The following is an 18,520-nucleotide window of genomic DNA, read 5'->3' as shown; positions in this document are numbered from 1 at the left end:
TGTCAAGCTGTTTTTCGAAGAATTTCTTCAATCTACTCAACCACTTGCGCTTCCGATCAAACCAGCTTCTCGTCAGCGGGAGGCGCATTCTACAGCGTTCAAAGCCGCTGTCAACACCTCGTTTTCTACCGCTTCCGATCACCGTGGCGATCACTCTAAAAGGCTTTAAAACCACCCTTCAGAGCCCGACGCATTCTACACAGCTTTCGCTGTTTTGCAACCCCTCTTTTTAAGCTAACTTCTTGTTTTCTAAGAAGTTTTCCGAGAGGTCGACGCCGGAAGAGGTGCGCATTATAGGCACCTCAGTTTTGCCGTCAAGGGTTTATTGCGGATTTGTTTCAAATAGTGGTTATACCAGGTGCAACCCACCTAACGACTAAGCATGAAGGTTTCATACTCAAGGTCGTCCAACGAGCTGGATAGCCGCCCCAGCGCCAGCAGTACGCATACCAGCAGCGACAAGGTAAAGCCGTAGCCGAAGAAGCTTGGCCCCATATAGATGCTTAACAATGTCAGTGCTGCGTTCTTCACCACGAACAGGATGCACAGCTCAAGCACTATGGCGCGCTTGTCCAGGTAGAAGAAGACGTTAAGCAGTGCCATGAACACCACCTGAATACTCACGCCCACCACGTCGACGTAAAACAGCGGCAAATAGTGGCTGGACATGCCCAGCCACTCGAGCAGCTGTGGCGCCAACAGGAACAACAGCGTAATGGTCACGCCCTGAACCTTGCAGATCTCGAGCAGGCCCTGACGGATAGACAAGACCATCTGCTCTTTTAACTGAGCCACGTGTTGCAGGGTTTCACCCCCACGAATCGCCGAGTACAGGCGCTCGTTCCATTCGGCAAAATCGGTTTCGATACGCACCAGGAACACGGCCATGCCCGGAATAATGGCCAAGTACGCCAGAAAGATTGGCAAGTCATATAAGAGAGAGGCACGCATAGGCCCAATGACCTGGCTGGACGTGCTGGGCGTGTACCAGAAGATGAACTTGTCGATCCACACACCAAGGTTGTAGCAGAAGCCGGTAATGAAGAGGCTATAGAACACCCGTCCGCGCTTGACGAAGTCGAAGGCAACCAGCTGCTTGGACGGATACTCGCGCAGGATGTCGAACAGGTACATGAACAACAAACTGGCGTGACCAATAAGGAACGCCAGCAACAGGCCTTCGGTTTTCAGGAAGCGCAGTAGTACAGCGCACACCAGCATTAACGAATAACCCAGCACCATGACCATCAGGATGCGGTTATAAGCCTTCATGCCCGAGAGGAAGGTAATAACCAACCAGAGATTGCACAGCACCACGAAAATCGAGACGACCAGCAAGCGATAGGTGAACGAAGCATCGAATAGCGTTGCCATCAGCACAAAGGCCAGCAGCCCTGCAATGACAGTAGTCACCAACAGCATGCCGACCAGATTGGGCAAGATCGTGTCATTGGCTTTCTTGAACAACTGATCCGATATAAAGCGGGTAAACATCAACTGGATGCCGCCGGTAATAATCAGCGAGCTAGCCATCAAGTAGGTGATGGTGATCAGGAACTGGCGAATGAGCAGCTCCGGCACAACGATGCCAATACTCAACACGCCGATCATCATCACACTGAGAATCGACAACACCCAGGGGCCGGAGCCGATCAGCCCGGCGTATACATAGGCGCGTAAGGTCGAGGTGTAGGAGTCGCGCGAAAGAATCTTGCGCAGTTCAAAGCCAATGCCAGCCATCTTATTGTGCCTCCTTGGCAATAGCTTCAAGGTAAAGGTTGCGATAGCGCTGCAGCATCAAGGTCTCGGTGTAATATGTGTTAACCCGCTTGAGGCCGACGGCTTGCGCTGCATGCCAACGTTGAGAGTCGCTCAACAGGCCGACAATGGCCTGCGATGTCGCTTGAGGATCGGCAATGGCGACCACTTCCCCCGCAAAACCAAGCGCTCGGTCTTCCCCCGCAGCACCTTCGATCAACTCGCGACACGAGCCCACATCGCTGCTCACCACCGGCGTGCCTGCCGCCCACGCCTCAAGAATCACCAGCGGCTGCGCTTCACTAATAGAGGTCAGCACCATCATGCCGAGATTGGGTAACAGCTCGCGGATGTTCTGGTAGCCGAGAAACTTGACCTTGTCTTGCAGCCCCAGACTCACCACGAGGCTGTGGCATTCGCTGGCGTAATCAGGATCTTCTTCCTCAGGGCCGACAATCCAGCCTTCGGCTTCAGGGATCGCACTGATAACACCGCGCATGGCGCGGATAAAGGTTTTTACGTCCTTGATGGGCACAACACGGCCAACCAAGCCCACCGTCAAGGGAATACCGGCCGGCCGTTGCTCGATCGAGCTGGCCCAAACGTCCATGGCAATCCCATTGGGGATTACCAGCGTGCGCGCAAAGTCCGCACCATCGGCAACCTGACGCTGACGGTTACCGTCATACAAGGCCGTTATTGGATTCGCCGAACGGTAGGCCAACAAACCAATGCGCTCAAAGAAGCGAATCCACAAGCGCCGGACATAGTTCACATCCGAATTGATGCCGGTTTTCAGCGCTTCATCAGGACTTTCGGAGATCCAGTTGGCCTGCGCCAGATCGATCTTGCGCTCCTTGGTGTAGATGCCGTGCTCACTCAGTAAATAGGCGCAGTTCCAACGGGCCTGCAGAATGCTCCCCAGCAAACCGGCATATCCTGTTGAGATCGAGTGCAAGGCACGCGCACGCGGCATGCGCATGGCGGCCTCGCAGAGCATCATCAACGGCGCCTGCATGGTGCGCACGGTCCAGAAGTAATTGACGAAAGAGGGGTCGCTGCAGTGATGGGTATAACCATCGGTCACAGCGTCCCAACTGGCGCGGCTGTGCAGAACGTCATCGAGTGTCACGCTGCCTGCAGCGAGGATATCCAGCACGCGCGCACCGTCCTCCGGCAATGGCGTGCCGGGATGATGGAAGAACTCGTGCAGTGCATTGATCTCATCCCGGGGCCCTTCACGCTTGGCCGACATAACGGCTCGCCCAGCGGTCCATGAACTCTCAAGGAAGTGTTCTTCGATGTGCACAACATTGGGCGGGATCGCATATTGACGCTTGGGATAGGCACTTTTCTGCCCGCCAATGAAGAAAACCGAGAACGTCATCTCGGGTAGCCCGAGGATCAGCTGGTTAACCCAGCTGGAGACACCGCCGCGAACATAAGGCCAGGTCCCTTCCAGCAACAGGCAAACATCAGCAATCGGCGCGGTGTCTTGCGCTTTGAACTTCATAACCAGTATCTCGCCAGCTCGGCAAACGGTGGACGCTTCAGGGTTTCGGCCGAAAGCTGGGAAAGGTACATCGGAATATCGGTGTAGCGACCTTGCTGAAACGCAATCTCTGCCTTGAACGGGGCAATCTTTTCCTGCGCCAGACCCGCTGCCTTGGCTGTCAGCAAATGACTGACCGCCTCATCCAGAAAACCCTGCTCCATGGCTATACGGGCCGCCAACAGATGCGCGTCATCACCCACTCCCTGAGCCAAGGCCAACTCCACATGCTCACGCGCCTGGCTCAGTACATGCTCCAGTACACTGCCTTGCGCCAATCCCATATAGGCGAGTTCCCAGTACCAGCGCGCCAGCGTCGAATGTAAGGGACCATGCTGCTGCTCGGGCGCCGCCTGCAGTTGCGCAAGGGTCTTCTCGATTCGCTGGTTGATCTGACTTTCCTGCTGATCAAGCATCGAATAGGCCAGCAAGCGCACATCATCAGATGGATCGCGCAGGGCCAGTTTGAGAATCGGGATGGAGTCCTTGCCATTCATTCGCCGTGTCGCCATCAGCGCCATGGTGCGGCGCTCCGGGTTCGGCGCATGACGCAGTACATCCTGCAAGCCGCCATCGTTGAACATCAACTCGCCGCTTGCCTCCTGAGCCCGGAATGGCAATTCCGGCACACCCATTGAGCGCCATACCGACTCTTTTTGCCGACGCGGCAGGTACAGAGCCGGGAACACTGCCAGCACTACGCCCAGCGTTCCGAGAATCGGCATAAAGAAAGACAAGCTGAAGAGCACCAGCGGGCTCCACGGCAATGGAAATTTGTAACGGGTAGGCAACAACAACCAGACACCGGCACTCAGCAGCGCGCTGGCCGCTCCATGCGCTGAGATATACAGCAGGGTGGCCTCAACTATTGATAACTTATCGAGGAAAGCGGCAAAGCTGCTGACCTCAAATAATACCGCCCCGCTAAATAGCCACTTGCTGATCATTGATCGCACACTCGTTGAACAGGAAACGCCGCAAGCTCTCGCGACCACCTTGGCCGCTGATGTCGAACTCGCGGATGTTTATGCCTAGCGACTCGAAACTCTGATCCAGACCAAAACGCTCGTGAATGATGCCGTTGAGACGCGTCAGATAACCCTGCCCGCCATCAGCCGAAGTCAGCGGCAACAGCACCAAGACACAGGGATTGCCGTGCTCGTTATCCACCCGCAATTGCACATCGAGACCACGGCGACTGTCTTCGACCAGACGCAGCAAAGCATCACGGTGCTCACCGGGGCTGGCCTCTATGGCGAACATGTGCGCTTCCAGATCATGTTCGACTGCATCATTGAGAGAACGCTTAAGCTGCTTGCTGAAATCCTGCGCATCCATGTCAGCCAGTTGCAGAGTCTGCTGATCGGTCTGCAGCAAGTCGGCAATGTGCCCGCACAGAATCATCAGCAGGCTCAATACCCGCTGCGTGAAGGCGAAGAACGGCATCTGCTCGACCGCCAACAGAGCGACAATCCGATCTTCGGTGTCTTTCAGCGGTACGCACACCTGGTATTGGGAAAACTTGCGATTCTCGCCGCGCTCCATCAGCTCCTCGCGGACGCTGACCAACTGCCCTTGTTTCAAACACTGGCGCACCAGCAAATCATCAGCCGGCATCGGGCGCACTTCGCCCATGCTGCTCAAAGGCTCAAGCACCACGGAGTGATCAGCGTTGACCTTATGCAGGCTGGCAACCCGGAATGAGCCATATTGCGCGAGTAGCGTAAGAATCGACTCGGAGAGCACCGAAATAGCTGCTTCACCGCGAGGTAAATCGCGCATCTTGGCGCGCAAACCCAGCAAGGAACTGCGCAAACTTTGATCGTTGCCCGCAACACGCTTTTCGAGACGGTCATGGGAAATGCGCAGGATATAGTGCGCCCGCGTGAACTCATCAAGGCGCAGCTGACGGTATTCGTTAGCCAGATCGAGACGCTCTACGCGCCGCTCCCAGATGTCACGAAACTCACCAATCAGCATCGTGCTGATCATCACGCCCACCACAAAGGACGCCGGCAGCTCGGCATACAGGCCCAAGCCACTGGCCCGGTATGCAAACAGCGCAGCAACCAGAATCAGCGCACTGATCAACCCGCGCATGAAGCCGTAGCGCACAGCCAGCAGCAACGGGGCAAGAATCAGCCATGAGAACGTGCCGTATACCAGCAGCGGATCGGCGGGTGACAACCAATAGCCCAGCGCGATAACGACCACGCTGAGCAAAATGGTTTCAATCCAGGAGACCTGACCACTGGCGCGCGGCGCCAGGACAAAGTCCTTGTGAGCAGACTCAGTTGCCATTATTCAACCTGCAATTCGCCGACCAATTCGCGGAGTACTTTCTGCGTGGTACCGGACAGACTTTCGCGTGACCAACCCGCGCGAGCGCCACTGTTGCTCCAGAGCACACGCCCTGTTGCCGGCTCCAACACCTGCAGGCTCAAGCCGACCGCTGGCTCGCCGTCCAGGCCGCTCTTGTACTGCCATTCTTCAACACTGCCGCTGATGACATAGTCCAGGCCTTCTTTACGTGCCCAGTTGAGGGCTTCGTCCAGTCGGGCGCGGTCATCCAACAGCGGCAGCTCGCTCTGCACACCTGCCGGATAAAGGCGCGGATGCAAGCCCTCTTCCGACAGTACGCTGAGCAAAATTTGCTCACTGCGCTGACCGGCTTGCGGAGTCTGCGAATAGTTGACCATTGGCAGCACGCCCCACTGAGCCGCGCGCGGGAACACCTGACCATCTGGGCTGGTGAAACTCGAACAGCCCGAGACAGCTACAACCACAGCCAACAAAGCCAGCTTACGAATACTCAACATTGTCAGTTCCTCCATTTAAATCGTTGTTCAGCGCCCAAAGCGGGAGCTGTAAGTAATTGCTGCCGTACCGCCCGGCTCGCCATTGCCGTTTTGCGGTGCCGACTGATAGCCCATGGAAAATGCCAGCTCATCATCGCCCAGCACTTCCATGCCGACGCCGGTGCTAACGGCGTAGTTGATGTCTTGCTCGACCCACTGCCAACCGGCCTGCAGATCAACAAACCAGGTGAATTGCGGGTGACTGCGGTTCAATGAACCGGGCAAGCCCCGCTGCCAGCTAGTCCCCAGATAGAGTTGGCCATAACGTTCTTCCAGTAAGGTCTCCGGCGTTGCGTCATCAACCGCCAAAGCGCCGCCAAGCGGAATGAAGAAGTCATCACCGTTGTCGTTGACCACCTCTTTGCGCACCAGCAGATCATCCGGCAGGCTGTCTTCCAGATTGTTGCGTTGATACGTCACGCCGCCACGAACGAACCAGGCCGGCCCCTCGAAGAACAAAGCATGATTCAGTTCAAGGTTGTAGTTCTGGCCGCGGCCGATGTCATCGCCCTGACGGGTCTGATAATGCTGCTGGCCAATCGACCAGGAGAGCTGGTCACGCGCCGTCAGGCTGTGCTGGCCGCCAATGGTCAAACCATCACGCATGCCCAGCGCCCGGAGCAGCCCTGTTTCATCCGCTTCGCGGTGATAATCGAGATCGACGCGCAGCACATCACGCGATGTCAGCTGCAGGGTGCGAAATAGTCCAAAACCGAAGCGGTCTTCGTCATCACGCCAGCTGTTGTCGGAGGTGATACCCAGCAAACCATCACGCAGCGTGCGCTGTAGCGACAATTCAGCGTTGCGCTCAGTACCGATCACACTGGAATCGAGGCTTGAAGAGTCATAACGGCCCTCTGCCATATCCAGCCGCGCGTACCAGTCATCATTGAGATTGCGCGCAATGGCGCCGCGCTCGCCCTCAAATTTCAACCCACCGAAGTCCTCGCTTTTCCAGCCCAGTTGTGCGCCCTGCGGCGTGCGCTCCAGCATGCTGGTCGCTGTAGCCCTGAGCTGATGACTGATATCTTGCGGGTATACATCAGAGATATGGCTGAGCGCGAATGCACTAGCCCGGCCTTCTTCGCCCAGCGCTGCGAGGACTTCAACCTGCTGTAATGGGTCGAGCCCGCCCTTGTCCAGCTGGGTCTGCAACATTGGACGATTAACCGTACGCAGCGCTTGTGCCAATTGCTCATAACGCTCGATCTGCAAGCCCTGGCCCCGCGCCCAGCCGGCCCAGTTCGAAGCGATATCGGCCTGGCCGTTAGCACTCAGCTGTGCGGTGAAGTACTCGTACCAGATTTGCAGCATGGCTTTTGAGTCGCCGCGCCCTTGAGCCGCCTGCAGACTGGCAGCACCCGGAGACTGGGAACTGCTCAGCAGGCGAAGATAGGTGCGCAGGGTTTCCGGTTCTGCCGGCAGAGGCTGCTCCTGCAGTTGCTTGAGCAAGCGGGTGCGCAATCGCAGCGATGCGTCCTTATAACCCGCCGAATCAAGGGCATCGGCGTAGGTGGCATTTGCCAGAAGGTCGTTCGGATTACCTTGCAGGTACAGCTTCAACCAACCCAGCGCCCGCTCGTTACGGTTGAGCATCAGGTTGGCACTGGCGAATGGCAGCCACATGATGCCATCGGCGCGGGCAATCATTTGCCACTTGGCCAACGACTGCTGAATGTCTTCGCGCCGGCCCTGCTCGATGTAGAGCCACATCAGTTGCTCACGGTAAATGTTCTGTTCCGGGAAGCGACTGAGCGCCTGCGCGTAGATGCGCTCTGCAGCAGCAATATCGCCTGCACGCATAGCTAGCACCGCCCGTGCGTTCCAGAGAACCGGCAACTTCTCGGTGCCCGGAACTTTCTGTGCGCCTTCAACCAACGCCGCGTATTGTTCCCAGTCACCCAGCTTTTCAGCCAGATCCAGCGCACTGACCAGACGATCCGGTTTGTGCCGGGCATTCCAGAATTCAACCAGCAATGCCAAAGCCTTTTGCGGGTTCGAGGTCTGATAAATGGTCAGCAGTTGTTCGCGGTCAGAGCTGTAGAGTGGCGAACCCAATGCCAGCAGACGCTCGTAAGAATCCTGGGTGTCCTGATCGTTTTCGGTAATCCAGGCAAGCTCCGCCCGAACACGCCAGTACTCGGGATCAGTGATCTTCTCGGCATTAGCGTTTTTGGCAGCCATCACGCGCCAGGCGGCATCTTCGTCAAACAGCTTCCAGTGTGTTTGCGCCCAGCTAACACGGTCGGCCGGGGACAAACCAAAGCGCTTGTCGAGTTGCGCCCACGCCTCGGTTTCTGCCTGGAATTGCTGAGTACGCTCAAGCAATTGCTGCAAACGCACCCATGCCAACTGCTGATTCGGCTGCGCCTTGAGGTAGCTGCGCAGCCATTGTTCCTCTTCTTCGGGCTCACCCAGCGACTCGTAGCTGTAGACGAGAGCGTCCAGCTCTTCCGTCGTCAGTTGACGCATCTCGCTGAGCGTCACCAGCAAGGGGATGGCCCGTTCAAACTCAAACAACTGCGCCGCCAGACGCCATGAGTGCTCGCGTATTACCGGGTCTTCTTCCAGAGCAAGCAAGCGTTCCCAATAGTCCAGCGCCTCGACGGAATTACCAACCCACTCACCCAGCATACCCATGGTGCGCAGCAGCTCCGGGTTTTCCGGGTCGTTATCCACCAGCATATTGCCTAACGGCCACGCCGCCACAATATCGCCCGAGGCCATGCGCAGATCGAACTCGGCCTTGATGGCCTGCATGTCTTGCGGTTGTTGCTCGCGCCAGAGCTGAACAAACTTCTCGGCCAGATCGTAACGATTGCTGCCCAGCGCGGCATGAAAACCTTCATCCAGCAGGATCGAGTCATCGCCGCTGAGTTCAGACAAATGCCCAGCCAGAAACTCTGCTGCCTGACTTTCCCGGCCCGCTCCGCGCAGGGCCATAACCGCTTGCTGAATCAAATCGAGACGCTTTTCGGCAACCTGCTCATCTGCCAGCAATTGTTGATAGATCAGCGCAGCGCGCTCGGACTCAGACGCCGCCATGTGCCATTTGGCCGCCTCGGTCAGCCACTCGGTCTTTTTCTCGGGCTCACGCGCTGCCAACACTTCATAGATCGGCGCGGCAACAACCGGCGCGCCGAGCGCGAGGGCATATGTAGCTTCACGCCGGAGTTGCTCTGGGGTAAGGCTGTCGAGTGACAGCGCCTGCATGCGTGCAACCAGTTCGGCGCCGGTCTTGGCCGGAACACCGCCGCTCAAAGACAACGCTTGCAACGTGTCGAGCTCAAGCGCGAGGAAATCTTTAAGGCCATCACTGGACTGCGGCAACTCTTGAATATGCCGGCGTGCAGCGTCGTAATTACCAAGCTCGATCAGTTGGCCGATGAGTTTTTCGCGAAGCGCCTGATTGGTCGGATCTGCCTTTAGCAACAGTTCGGCGTAGTTCACCGAAACAGCGTCGGGCTTGCCGTCATCGGGCAAGAAGGCGTCTTTACCGGAAAAACTGACGACCAATAACGCGCCGACTACGACGACAATCAGTAGCAGAATCCAGGGGCTCAGCAACCGGGTCTTATTAGCGACAGGTGAGTTGCGCATCTTTCACCTGTTTTTGATCGAGATTGAACTGCCAAAGGCCACTCACTGACTTGGCTGCGTGCTTTTTGCCCGCGACATCCAGCGTACAGGCGCCCTTGGCGCGGACGCTGAACTGCAAGGGGAATTCTCCAGAAAAGGAAATGCGTACGCGCTGATCGTCCTGGTAAGTCCAGCCGGTCAACGGAATATTCGCCTCTTCAAGGGAAGGGCGCGGGTCACGCTTATCACGCAGCGCCAGCAGCGGAAATTCGCTGCTGAAATGCACATAACGCCCCTGCGGCAGATCCCGCACGCCCGCTACACCCTTGGAGCGCGTGAGGTCTGGCCAGCCCATAGAAGGATCAATGCGCACGGTGCGCAATTTATCCAGCCCACGAAATTGCCAACTGCCATCTGCTAGCTGCGCCATGCTGGTTTCATACAGGCCATGCATGCGCGGAATGTAATCACTCATCCACAGCGAAATCGGATGTTCGTCCTGCATCGAGCGATAAATCTTGTTCATCACTTTAATCGAGGCCTGCTTGGTGCCTGAATAGAAGTGGTAATACAGATGCAGGCCGCGCAAGCGACGTGGCTTATCAGTTAACGCATATGTCTGCAGCACATCGCGGAAACCGTAATAAGGACCGTGCCAGAGGTTGGTGTAGATATTTTCGTTGATTACCGGCGCGTAGTACTGCACGCCGCCCGCACTTGGCTTGATCAGCGGCGACAAGTTGGTCAGCGAAGGGAAGGCATTGGTCAGCGCCGTGTTGCCGCCGTTCACGTTGGCCAGTCCTTTGTCGTAGGCCAGCTTGACGGTGGCGGCATCGGGGATTGCATCGCCCGACCAGAAAATCATTTTCACCGGTTTATCAGGCGTAGTCAGGCGCTCGTTGATGTAGTCGGTAGAGCCGATTACCTCGCGCTTGAAGTCAATTTTCTTGTAGCCGGGAATGGCCATCATGAAGCCGTATTCAGGATCGAATTTTTCGCTGTTGCGCGCATCATCCGGCCGCCAGAAAAACGGGTGACTAAAGGTGTGAGTGGCGACCTCGACTTTGTCTTCGGCAAAAATCTTGCGCGCAATCGGCTCTAATTGGGCAGACAAGAACGGGTACATGCCTTTCGGGCCAACTTCACCTTCAATGACCGAAACCGAGGTCAAAAATGGATGAGGCTGGATAAACGACTTGAGCACTTCCTCACCGGAATACGGGCTGCCCGGCACCTCCGCGCGAGAGACGAAACCATCGCCGTCGATATGCACGGTCGCCACGCGACGACCGTTCTCGGTGGTCACATCAGGGCGCGGCAAGGTTTGCAGCTTCAAGGTGCGCTGGACGAATTTGAAAGGATCAATAATCCAACGCTTCTGATCCGGAATCGCCTCGAATACAAAGGGGCTCAGTGCAATGCCGCCCCAATCGCCGAGAGCGACCGGGTTGTATTGATTGTCCTGGTCGTGAACGGTCAGCGCTGGCTTGGGGCCATCCGCCAGAATACTGATTGAAGCCAATTCACGCGTGCGCATTTTCACCGGTGCTTCAAAGCTGCCAAGCAAGGTTTTGTCATAACTGCCAAGCGTCGCGCTCTTGCTGATAACCTCGTTGCTTAACTGCAAACCCAGACGACGCAAAAGCTGCGGGTCACCAATGGGCAAGCCCTGCATGAAGGCCAGCGGCACATGTTCATCAAGGCGCTGATTGATCCACTTGTTGAATACGCTGGAGTTCACCGGTGGCCCGGTATTCATCCAGGTAATAACGCCGGCGTAGAGGCCGGCGGCAGGCACTTCAGGCAACTCATCGGCCGGGATGTAGTCAACCCGGTAGCCCATGTATTCAAGGAGGCCGCCGAGAATGTTGAACCCGGTCGACTGATAGAGCATGCCTTCGCGCAAGTCGTAAATCAGGGCGATACGCCTGGGTGTCACCTCAATCGAACTGATGCCCAGGTAATTCAGGTCCGGCATTGTCACGAACGGAATAAAGCCTTCACGCTGCAACTTGGCTGCCAGCTTGCGCGCCTCATCGCGGCGCTCGGCAGGTAGATAATCGATCGCGACAAGCGGGATGCCTTGCTCACGCAGCGGCTTGAGATGCCCCTCCAACCATTCACGGTCACTGGCCGGCACTTCACGGTAAGTGCGTTTGTCCGGGTTCCAGCCAGCATGGATCGATTCGACCGCTACAGCGGCTGCAACACCCGGCAACTCCGGCAAGACTTCGAAGCCGCGGTTGAAGAACAATTTGAGATCGGGCTCTTGCCTGGCCAACTGCTTGAGGAAGTCGCGCAAGGCAATACGCTCAGCTTCTTGTTGATCTTTGGGCAGCAACTGGAAGCTATCGAGGGTGTCGAGGAACAGACCGCTGTAACCCTGTGCTTTTAAGGCCTTGGCCCGGGCCAACAGGTGGCGCTGCCAAACATCAGAGCTGAGCCGCATAACCTGGCTTTGCCACGCCTCGTTGCGCGTCGGGCTGGCGCCATTTTGCAGCCCTTGATTTTCTGGCTCATCGAGGTCGCCATCGAATTCGCCAACAGAAAGGTAAGCAAAAGGCTGCGAGCCTTGGTCGCGCAAATATTTGACGTTGGCGCTGGTCAAGTGTGCCGGCTCGACTACGCTCCAATCGAACTGAGCGAGTTCGGCCAGTGGCGGCGAGTCGGCGTACCAGAACACCACGCTCTTCGGTGCCTGCGGCTGAGCCAGCGCACTACCGGTAAAAAGCACGCAGCAGCATGCCAAAAGGTGCCGTCTCTTACTGATTAAAGTAAGCGGGATTTGGACCAATGAGGAGAGAAATGAAGCGGTGAAGATCACGAAGGACCGAATACAGCAATACCTAAACATCCACAGCCCTGTAGGATTATTCTGACGACCAAGTAGTCAGAATAGTAAGTATTTGCGTAGGCGTGAAATTAAATTATTAATAATTATCTGGATATCTCGAATATTCATAGGCGCCATTAATTTGGCATCAGGTAATTTATCTGACACCTCCGAAAACGCGCGCCATAAAGCCGCTCGTATTTGAGTTAGAGCACCCGCGCCTCGCGTAACTCGGCAATTTCTTCAGCGCTCAGGCTTAACCAGTTTTGCAGCACTTCATCCGTATGCTCGCCCAATAAAGGCGGCGCATTGCGATACTGCACCGGGCTTGCAGACAGCCGAATCGGGCTGGCTACGGATGGCGCAGTGCCGCCCAAGGAGTGCGCAATATCCACGCGCAAGCCGCGGGCAACCACTTGCTCATCCGCAAACACCTGCTGCAAATCATTGATTGGCCCGCAAGGCACACCCGCCTGCTCCAACTCGGCAATCCATTGCGCCGTGGTTTTGAACACCGTGGCTTGGCGGATTAACGGAATCAGCACCGCACGGTTGGCAACGCGCGCCTGATTGCTGATAAAACGCGGATCGTCGGCCCACTCCCGAAAGCCGGCGACCTCGCAAAACTTGCGAAATTGACTGTCATTACCCACGGTCAGAATAAAGTCGCCATCTGCGGTCGGAAAATCCTGATACGGCACAATATTCGGGTGCGCATTACCGAGGCGACGGGGCGCATTGCCCGTGGTCAGATAGTTCATGGCCTGATTCGCCAGGCACGCCACTTGAACATCAAGCAGCGCCATGTCGATGTATTGCCCTTCACCGCTCTGATCACGGTGCGCCAGCGCCGCAAGAATGGCGGATGAGCTATACAGACCGGTCATGATATCGGTGAGCGCAACGCCCACTTTCACCGGGCCTGCGCCCTCTTCGCCTTCAGCTCGGCCGGTCAGGCTCATGAGCCCGCCCAGGCCTTGAATCATGAAGTCATAACCGGCGCGTTTAGCATACGGGCCGGTCTGGCCAAAGCCGGTAATCGAGCAATAGATCAACCGTGGGTTGAGCGCTCGCAGCGAATCATAATCCAGCCCATAAGCGGCCAGACCGCCAACCTTGAAATTCTCGATAAGAATGTCGGACTTGGCAGCCAACTCGCGCACCAGTTTCTGCCCGGCCGCCTGAGTGAAGTCGATGGTCACCGATTGCTTGTTACGGTTGGCACTCAAGAAATAGGCCGACTCGCGAGTGTTCTCGCCCTGCGCATCGCGAAGAAACGGCGGACCCCAATGACGCGTGTCATCACCCACCGAAGGGCGCTCCATCTTTATCACCTCCGCACCCAGATCCGCCAGGATCTGCCCGGCCCATGGTCCGGCCAGCACACGAGAAAGATCAAGCACACGCAGATGAGACAGAGCGCCAGACATCGCAATGACTTCCTTATTAACAAGAACGGGGATTTTTACCGCGAAGCAACCTGAGCGGGTGAGGAATCAATGATTCACCACCCGCCACGAAGGCTTAAAAGAACGCCTGAATACCGGTTTGTGCGCGCCCGAGGATCAGCGCATGAACGTCATGCGTACCTTCGTAGGTATTCACCACTTCCAGATTGACCAGATGGCGGGCCACCCCGAACTCGTCCGAAATACCATTACCGCCGAGCATGTCACGGGCGACGCGGGCGATATCCAGCGCCTTACCGCAGCTGTTGCGCTTCATGATCGAGGTAATCTCAACGGCCGCAGTCCCTTCATCCTTCATACGACCCAGGCGCAGGCAACCCTGCAGAGCCATGGTGATTTCAGTCTGCATGTCTGCGAGTTTTTTCTGTACCAGCTGAGTTGCCGCCAGCGGGCGACCAAACTGCTGACGATCCAGCGTGTACTGGCGAGCGGTGTGCCAGCAGAACTCGGCTGCGCCCAGCGCGCCCCAGCTGATGCCATAGCGCGCAGAGTTTAGGCAGGTGAACGGGCCCTTGAGGCCACGCACGTCCGGGAAGGCGTTAATTTCTGGCACGAACACGTTGTCCATGACGATTTCGCCGGTGATCGAGGCGCGCAAGCCTACTTTGCCGTGAATCGCCGGCGTGCTCAGGCCCTCCCAACCTTTCTCAAGAACGAAACCGCGGATTTCACCGGCATCATCTTTGGCCCAGACCACAAATACATCCGCAATCGGGCTGTTGGTGATCCACATTTTGCTGCCGGTCAGGCGGTAGCCACCGTCAACTGCACGCGCCCGGGTAACCATCGCGCCAGGGTCGGAGCCGTGGTTGGGTTCAGTGAGACCAAAGCAGCCGATGTATTCGCCACTGGCCAGTTTAGGCAGGTATTTCTGACGGGTTTCTTCGTTGCCGAACTCGTAGATCGGCACCATGACCAGCGACGACTGCACACTCATCATCGAGCGATAACCGGAGTCGATACGCTCAACTTCCCGCGCAATCAGGCCATAGCTCACGTAGTTCAGGCCACTGCCGCCGTAGGCTTCGGGAATAGTCGCACCGAGCAGGCCGGTTTCACCCATCTCGCGGAAAATCGCCGGGTCAGTCTGCTCGTTACGGAAGGCTTCAAGAACACGTGGGGCCAACTTGTCATTGGCAAACTGCTGGGCGCTATCACGCACCATGCGCTCTTCTTCAGTCAATTGCTGATCGAGCAGCAGGGGATCAATCCAGTTAAAGCTTGCCTTGGCCATTGCGAAATCCTCAGTTGAGCAAGGGAGCAACAGGCCAGCGCCCGTGCTCCACGTATTAATCTTGTGGAGTGATCCTAGGCGCGCAGACAGGTTGAAGCAAACGAGTATTTCGCACTAACTTGTGCGAAATACTCACTCCGAAAGATTAAGGCGGCTGATTCACGAGTTGCCTGGCAACGCCTCTGGTGTTGCTTCACGCGAAGCCACGGGGACTTCATCGGCGCCCAACGGTGGCTGCTGCAAAGCCTCGCGACCATAGAACGCCAGCGCGGTCAGCAGCATAGAGAACCACACGACAACGCCCGACCAGAAAGTATGGGACATGTAATGCCAGCCCTGGAAAACCCGGGTTGTGCCAAAGATGAAGCCGAGCAGCATGATCGCACCGAGTAACTTGTACGCATGCTGCCAGCGATAGCGGCGCGCCACAAAGTACAGCGCGAGCATGGTGAAGCCGCCCGATGCATGGCCGCCCGGCCAGCAGCGACCGTCACCCGCCTTGTTCAGCAGCGTGAAGTTTTCATACCACTCCATTTTTGCCTGCAAGCCGCCATACAGCGTGGTCTCGACAGGGCAATAAATACTCGTGTGGCTTTTGAAGTAATGGATAAAACCTGTCGTGATGGCAAATGACACAACAATGAACAGCAGGTCGCGGCGGTGCTCGGCAAACCAGCGCAGAGGCCCGGCCAGCTTGAAACGCTGCAAGGTGCCAAGCATTTTGGGGTGCTGGCCCTTGCTCAACAGTGGCCAAACGAACGAAAGCAGGCTGCCGATAATCGCGAACTCACCGGTCCAGTTCGGGATAATCCGCGGCCATTTATGCGTGGCCTTTTCAAACAACACACTGTGCTGCAACACAAATGAGTGAGTTGCCGGGTCGTAAAACCAGTTGCTGATGGCCACGTCTATGTTGGTCATGTCGAAGATGACGAAAATGGCCACAGCGCAAAGCAGCGGCAGCCAGACATTGAACAGATAGAAGGTGCGCGATGACGAAGTGGGCATGAATAAACCTGTCGTGAGTCAATGCGGGCAGAGGGGCTCTGCCGGATTAATTAGCCAGTACTTTCGACCATTGCTGCTCGTTGACCGAGCCAAGAATATGGGCAGCACCATCCACTTCCCCGGACGCAATCATCAATGCCGTGCCGTAAGCCGGAGTTAGCGGGGAATGCACACCCAGTTCTTTTTCCATCTGGTCAAAACACTCACTGTGAGTCACCAGAACCAGATTGCGTTGGCGCACCTTATGCTTCAGCGCATTCTCGAGCATGCCGTTGCGGCACTCCGCCAGCCAGCTCTGGCTGGCCACGGCCTTGTTGAACATGAAGCCGGCTGTTTGCTCGGTGCGGGTTCGCGGGCTGGTGTAGATGTCCGAGTTAGTCACGCCGAGGCGCACAAAACTCTGGCCAATCGATTGGGCAACCTCTTTAGCTCGCGCGGTAATGCCGTCGGCACGATCGAGACAAGGCGCGCTCGAATGATCACAACGCTCAACATGACGAACTAACACAATCACGTGACCCTGCCTCCACTGCGCCAGCATATCGGCAGTCGTTTGCGCACCCGCACTGGCCAACTCAGGCACCTGCGGCACCTTGAGCATTGCGTAAACCGCGAAAAATGCGGCGATAAATAGCGCCACAATTGCCCCGACCCGAAGCTGACGCGGTAGCTTCAGCTTCGCAGGTGTTGCATAGGCATCTACTTTCAACATCGGCCCACTCCAGAGCGCCTGAGCACTCATCAATCGCTGCCAAGTCACTCGGCCTGACCGGTTTACTCACCGAAAAGACCAGGCGACTCTAAGCTGGTAACGCCTTATCAATCGCAAAACCTGACTTAAGACTGGCCTTACAGCGTTACACGGGTGAATTAATGCAGCGCATCTTGTCTGGGCCGAGATGAATAACTTGTGAAAAATACGTCCAAATATTGCTTCAAGGCTTGCGGGCAGCCGGTTAGCACTATTACCAACAACGCTGGGATACGCACACGAAACGCTCCGGACAGAAGAATTGTGCATCCGCTACCCAGTAAGGCAGGCATGCACCAGCGCGCTAGGCAACGAGCGCTGTAACCTGTGCAAGAAAGGAATAACTGGCCAAAGCACCGCGACGCCTTGATCATAGTCAGCAGGTAGCCAACCAAGACACAGCCCACCATGCGCCGAAAAATACCCAGTACCACTGCCCTGATCGCCTTCGAATCGGCTGCGCGCCACCAAAGTTTCACCAAAGCGGCAGAAGAACTCGCACTGACCCAGAGCGCCATCTGCAGGCAGATCGCCGGGCTGGAAGAGTTTCTTAATGTCGAACTGTTCCGCCGCTCGCGCCGTGGCGTTGTGCTCACCGAAGCGGGAGTGTCCTACTCACGCCGGATTGCCAGCCAACTGGATGCCGTCGAGCGCGACACACTGGCGGTTATCGGGCAACAGGGCGCCATGACTATCGAGCTGGCGGTTGTCCCGACGTTCGGCACACAGTGGCTACTGCCACGCCTCAAGGATTTCCAGAACCTGCACCCGCAAGTCACGGTAAACCTGACCAACCGCACCCGGCCATTCCTGTTTGCCGACACCGACTTCGATGCAGCCGTCTACTTTGGCGATGGCGTGTGGTCTGGCACCAGTGCACATGCATTGATGCGCGAGAACCCGATGCCGGTGTGCAGCCCGGCCCTGCTCGCCGGCGCAGCGCAACTGACCCCGCAAGCCGTGGCCGAGTTGCCATTGCTCCAGCAAACCACGCGCCCCTACGGCTGGCGCCAGTGGTTTAACGCACAAGGCCTGAACATTGCGCGCGACATGAGCGGCCCACGCTACGAGCTATTTTCGATGCTCGCTCAAGCGGCCATGCACCAGATGGGCATCGCCCTGATTCCGCCTTTTTTAATTGAGCGCGAATTGAGCGAAGGTCGTCTGGTCATTGCATCACCGCACGGTTACCGGAGTGACAAGGCCTATCATCTGATGATCCCTGAGCGCCGGGTCGAATCATCAGCGCTGCTGGCCTTTCGCGACTGGTTAATCCGGGAAGCGGAGCTCTATGCCGACGCCAATGGGCTAAAATAAATGACACCCTGCAAACTAACTCGATCTGCCGGCGCTGAAAAGCAGCAGAGACGAATCGCCTGTTTCCATTATAAATAAAGGCTTAGCGCTTATTGCTGACCCCGTAGTCAGAATTATAAATCGCTACAAAGCGCTACCTTCCAGCCCAAAGAACTGTTTAA

At 56.6% G+C, this 18,520-nt stretch carries 12 protein-coding genes; 1 reads left to right on the top strand and 11 read right to left on the bottom strand.

What is annotated here, in order from left to right; translation table 11 throughout:
* Positions 1–369: 369 nt before the first annotated feature.
* The 11 genes from pelG to pmrG all read right to left on the bottom strand — a co-directional run bounded on the left by pelG (position 370) and on the right by pmrG (position 17,003).
* On the bottom strand, positions 370–1,740 hold the full coding sequence (gene pelG, locus BM395_RS13725) for an exopolysaccharide Pel transporter PelG (protein ID WP_090512698.1): 1,371 nt from the start codon (positions 1,738–1,740) through the stop codon (positions 370–372).
* A 1-nt stretch (position 1,741) separates the two neighbouring features.
* The gene (gene pelF, locus BM395_RS13720; protein ID WP_090512695.1) at positions 1,742–3,271 is read right to left on the bottom strand and encodes a GT4 family glycosyltransferase PelF; all 1,530 of its coding nucleotides are present in this window, start codon (positions 3,269–3,271) and stop codon (positions 1,742–1,744) included.
* Positions 3,268–4,257: a HEAT repeat domain-containing protein gene (locus BM395_RS13715; protein WP_069900801.1), complete on the bottom strand. Its 990-nt coding sequence runs from the start codon at positions 4,255–4,257 to the stop codon at positions 3,268–3,270. Before BM395_RS13715 ends, pelF begins: the two co-directional genes overlap by 4 nt.
* Positions 4,235–5,611 (bottom strand): PelD GGDEF domain-containing protein, encoded by a 1,377-nt coding sequence (locus tag BM395_RS13710; protein ID WP_170860595.1) that lies wholly within the window; start codon positions 5,609–5,611, stop codon positions 4,235–4,237. Before BM395_RS13710 ends, BM395_RS13715 begins: the two co-directional genes overlap by 23 nt.
* Complete coding sequence (locus BM395_RS13705; RefSeq protein WP_069900805.1) at positions 5,611–6,129, bottom strand: penicillin-binding protein activator LpoB; 519 nt, start codon at positions 6,127–6,129, stop codon at positions 5,611–5,613. The genes BM395_RS13710 and BM395_RS13705 overlap by 1 nt, the downstream gene beginning before the upstream one ends.
* A gap of 27 nt (positions 6,130–6,156) precedes the next feature.
* Positions 6,157–9,768: a tetratricopeptide repeat protein gene (locus BM395_RS13700; protein WP_090512689.1), complete on the bottom strand. Its 3,612-nt coding sequence runs from the start codon at positions 9,766–9,768 to the stop codon at positions 6,157–6,159.
* Complete coding sequence (locus BM395_RS13695; protein WP_425287615.1) at positions 9,746–12,481, bottom strand: bifunctional glycoside hydrolase/polysaccharide deacetylase family protein; 2,736 nt, start codon at positions 12,479–12,481, stop codon at positions 9,746–9,748. The genes BM395_RS13700 and BM395_RS13695 overlap by 23 nt, the downstream gene beginning before the upstream one ends.
* Positions 12,482–12,786: 305 nt before the next feature.
* Positions 12,787–14,010 carry a CaiB/BaiF CoA transferase family protein gene (locus BM395_RS13690; RefSeq protein WP_090512684.1) on the bottom strand — a complete coding sequence of 408 codons (1,224 nt, stop codon included), beginning with the start codon at positions 14,008–14,010 and terminating at the stop codon, positions 12,787–12,789.
* Positions 14,011–14,104: 94 nt separating this feature from the next.
* The gene (locus BM395_RS13685; RefSeq protein WP_069900811.1) at positions 14,105–15,283 is read right to left on the bottom strand and encodes an acyl-CoA dehydrogenase; all 1,179 of its coding nucleotides are present in this window, start codon (positions 15,281–15,283) and stop codon (positions 14,105–14,107) included.
* Positions 15,284–15,442: 159 nt separating this feature from the next.
* On the bottom strand, positions 15,443–16,291 hold the full coding sequence (locus tag BM395_RS13680; protein WP_090512681.1) for a phosphatase PAP2 family protein: 849 nt from the start codon (positions 16,289–16,291) through the stop codon (positions 15,443–15,445).
* Between the two features lie 46 nt (positions 16,292–16,337).
* Positions 16,338–17,003 (bottom strand): lipopolysaccharide core heptose(II)-phosphate phosphatase PmrG, encoded by a 666-nt coding sequence (pmrG, locus tag BM395_RS13675; protein WP_090512679.1) that lies wholly within the window; start codon positions 17,001–17,003, stop codon positions 16,338–16,340.
* Positions 17,004–17,450: 447 nt separating this feature from the next.
* Between pmrG and BM395_RS13670 the strand changes: the two genes are divergently transcribed.
* Positions 17,451–18,359: a LysR family transcriptional regulator gene (locus BM395_RS13670; protein ID WP_090512677.1), complete on the top strand. Its 909-nt coding sequence runs from the start codon at positions 17,451–17,453 to the stop codon at positions 18,357–18,359.
* The last annotated feature ends 161 nt before the right edge of the window (positions 18,360–18,520 follow it).

The organism is Pseudomonas marincola, from assembly GCF_900116605.1.
GTDB classification, from domain to species: Bacteria; Pseudomonadota; Gammaproteobacteria; order Pseudomonadales; family Pseudomonadaceae; genus Aquipseudomonas; species Aquipseudomonas marincola.
Note: the sequence above shows the minus strand (reverse complement) of the source record. Positions and strands in the feature narration are given on the sequence as shown.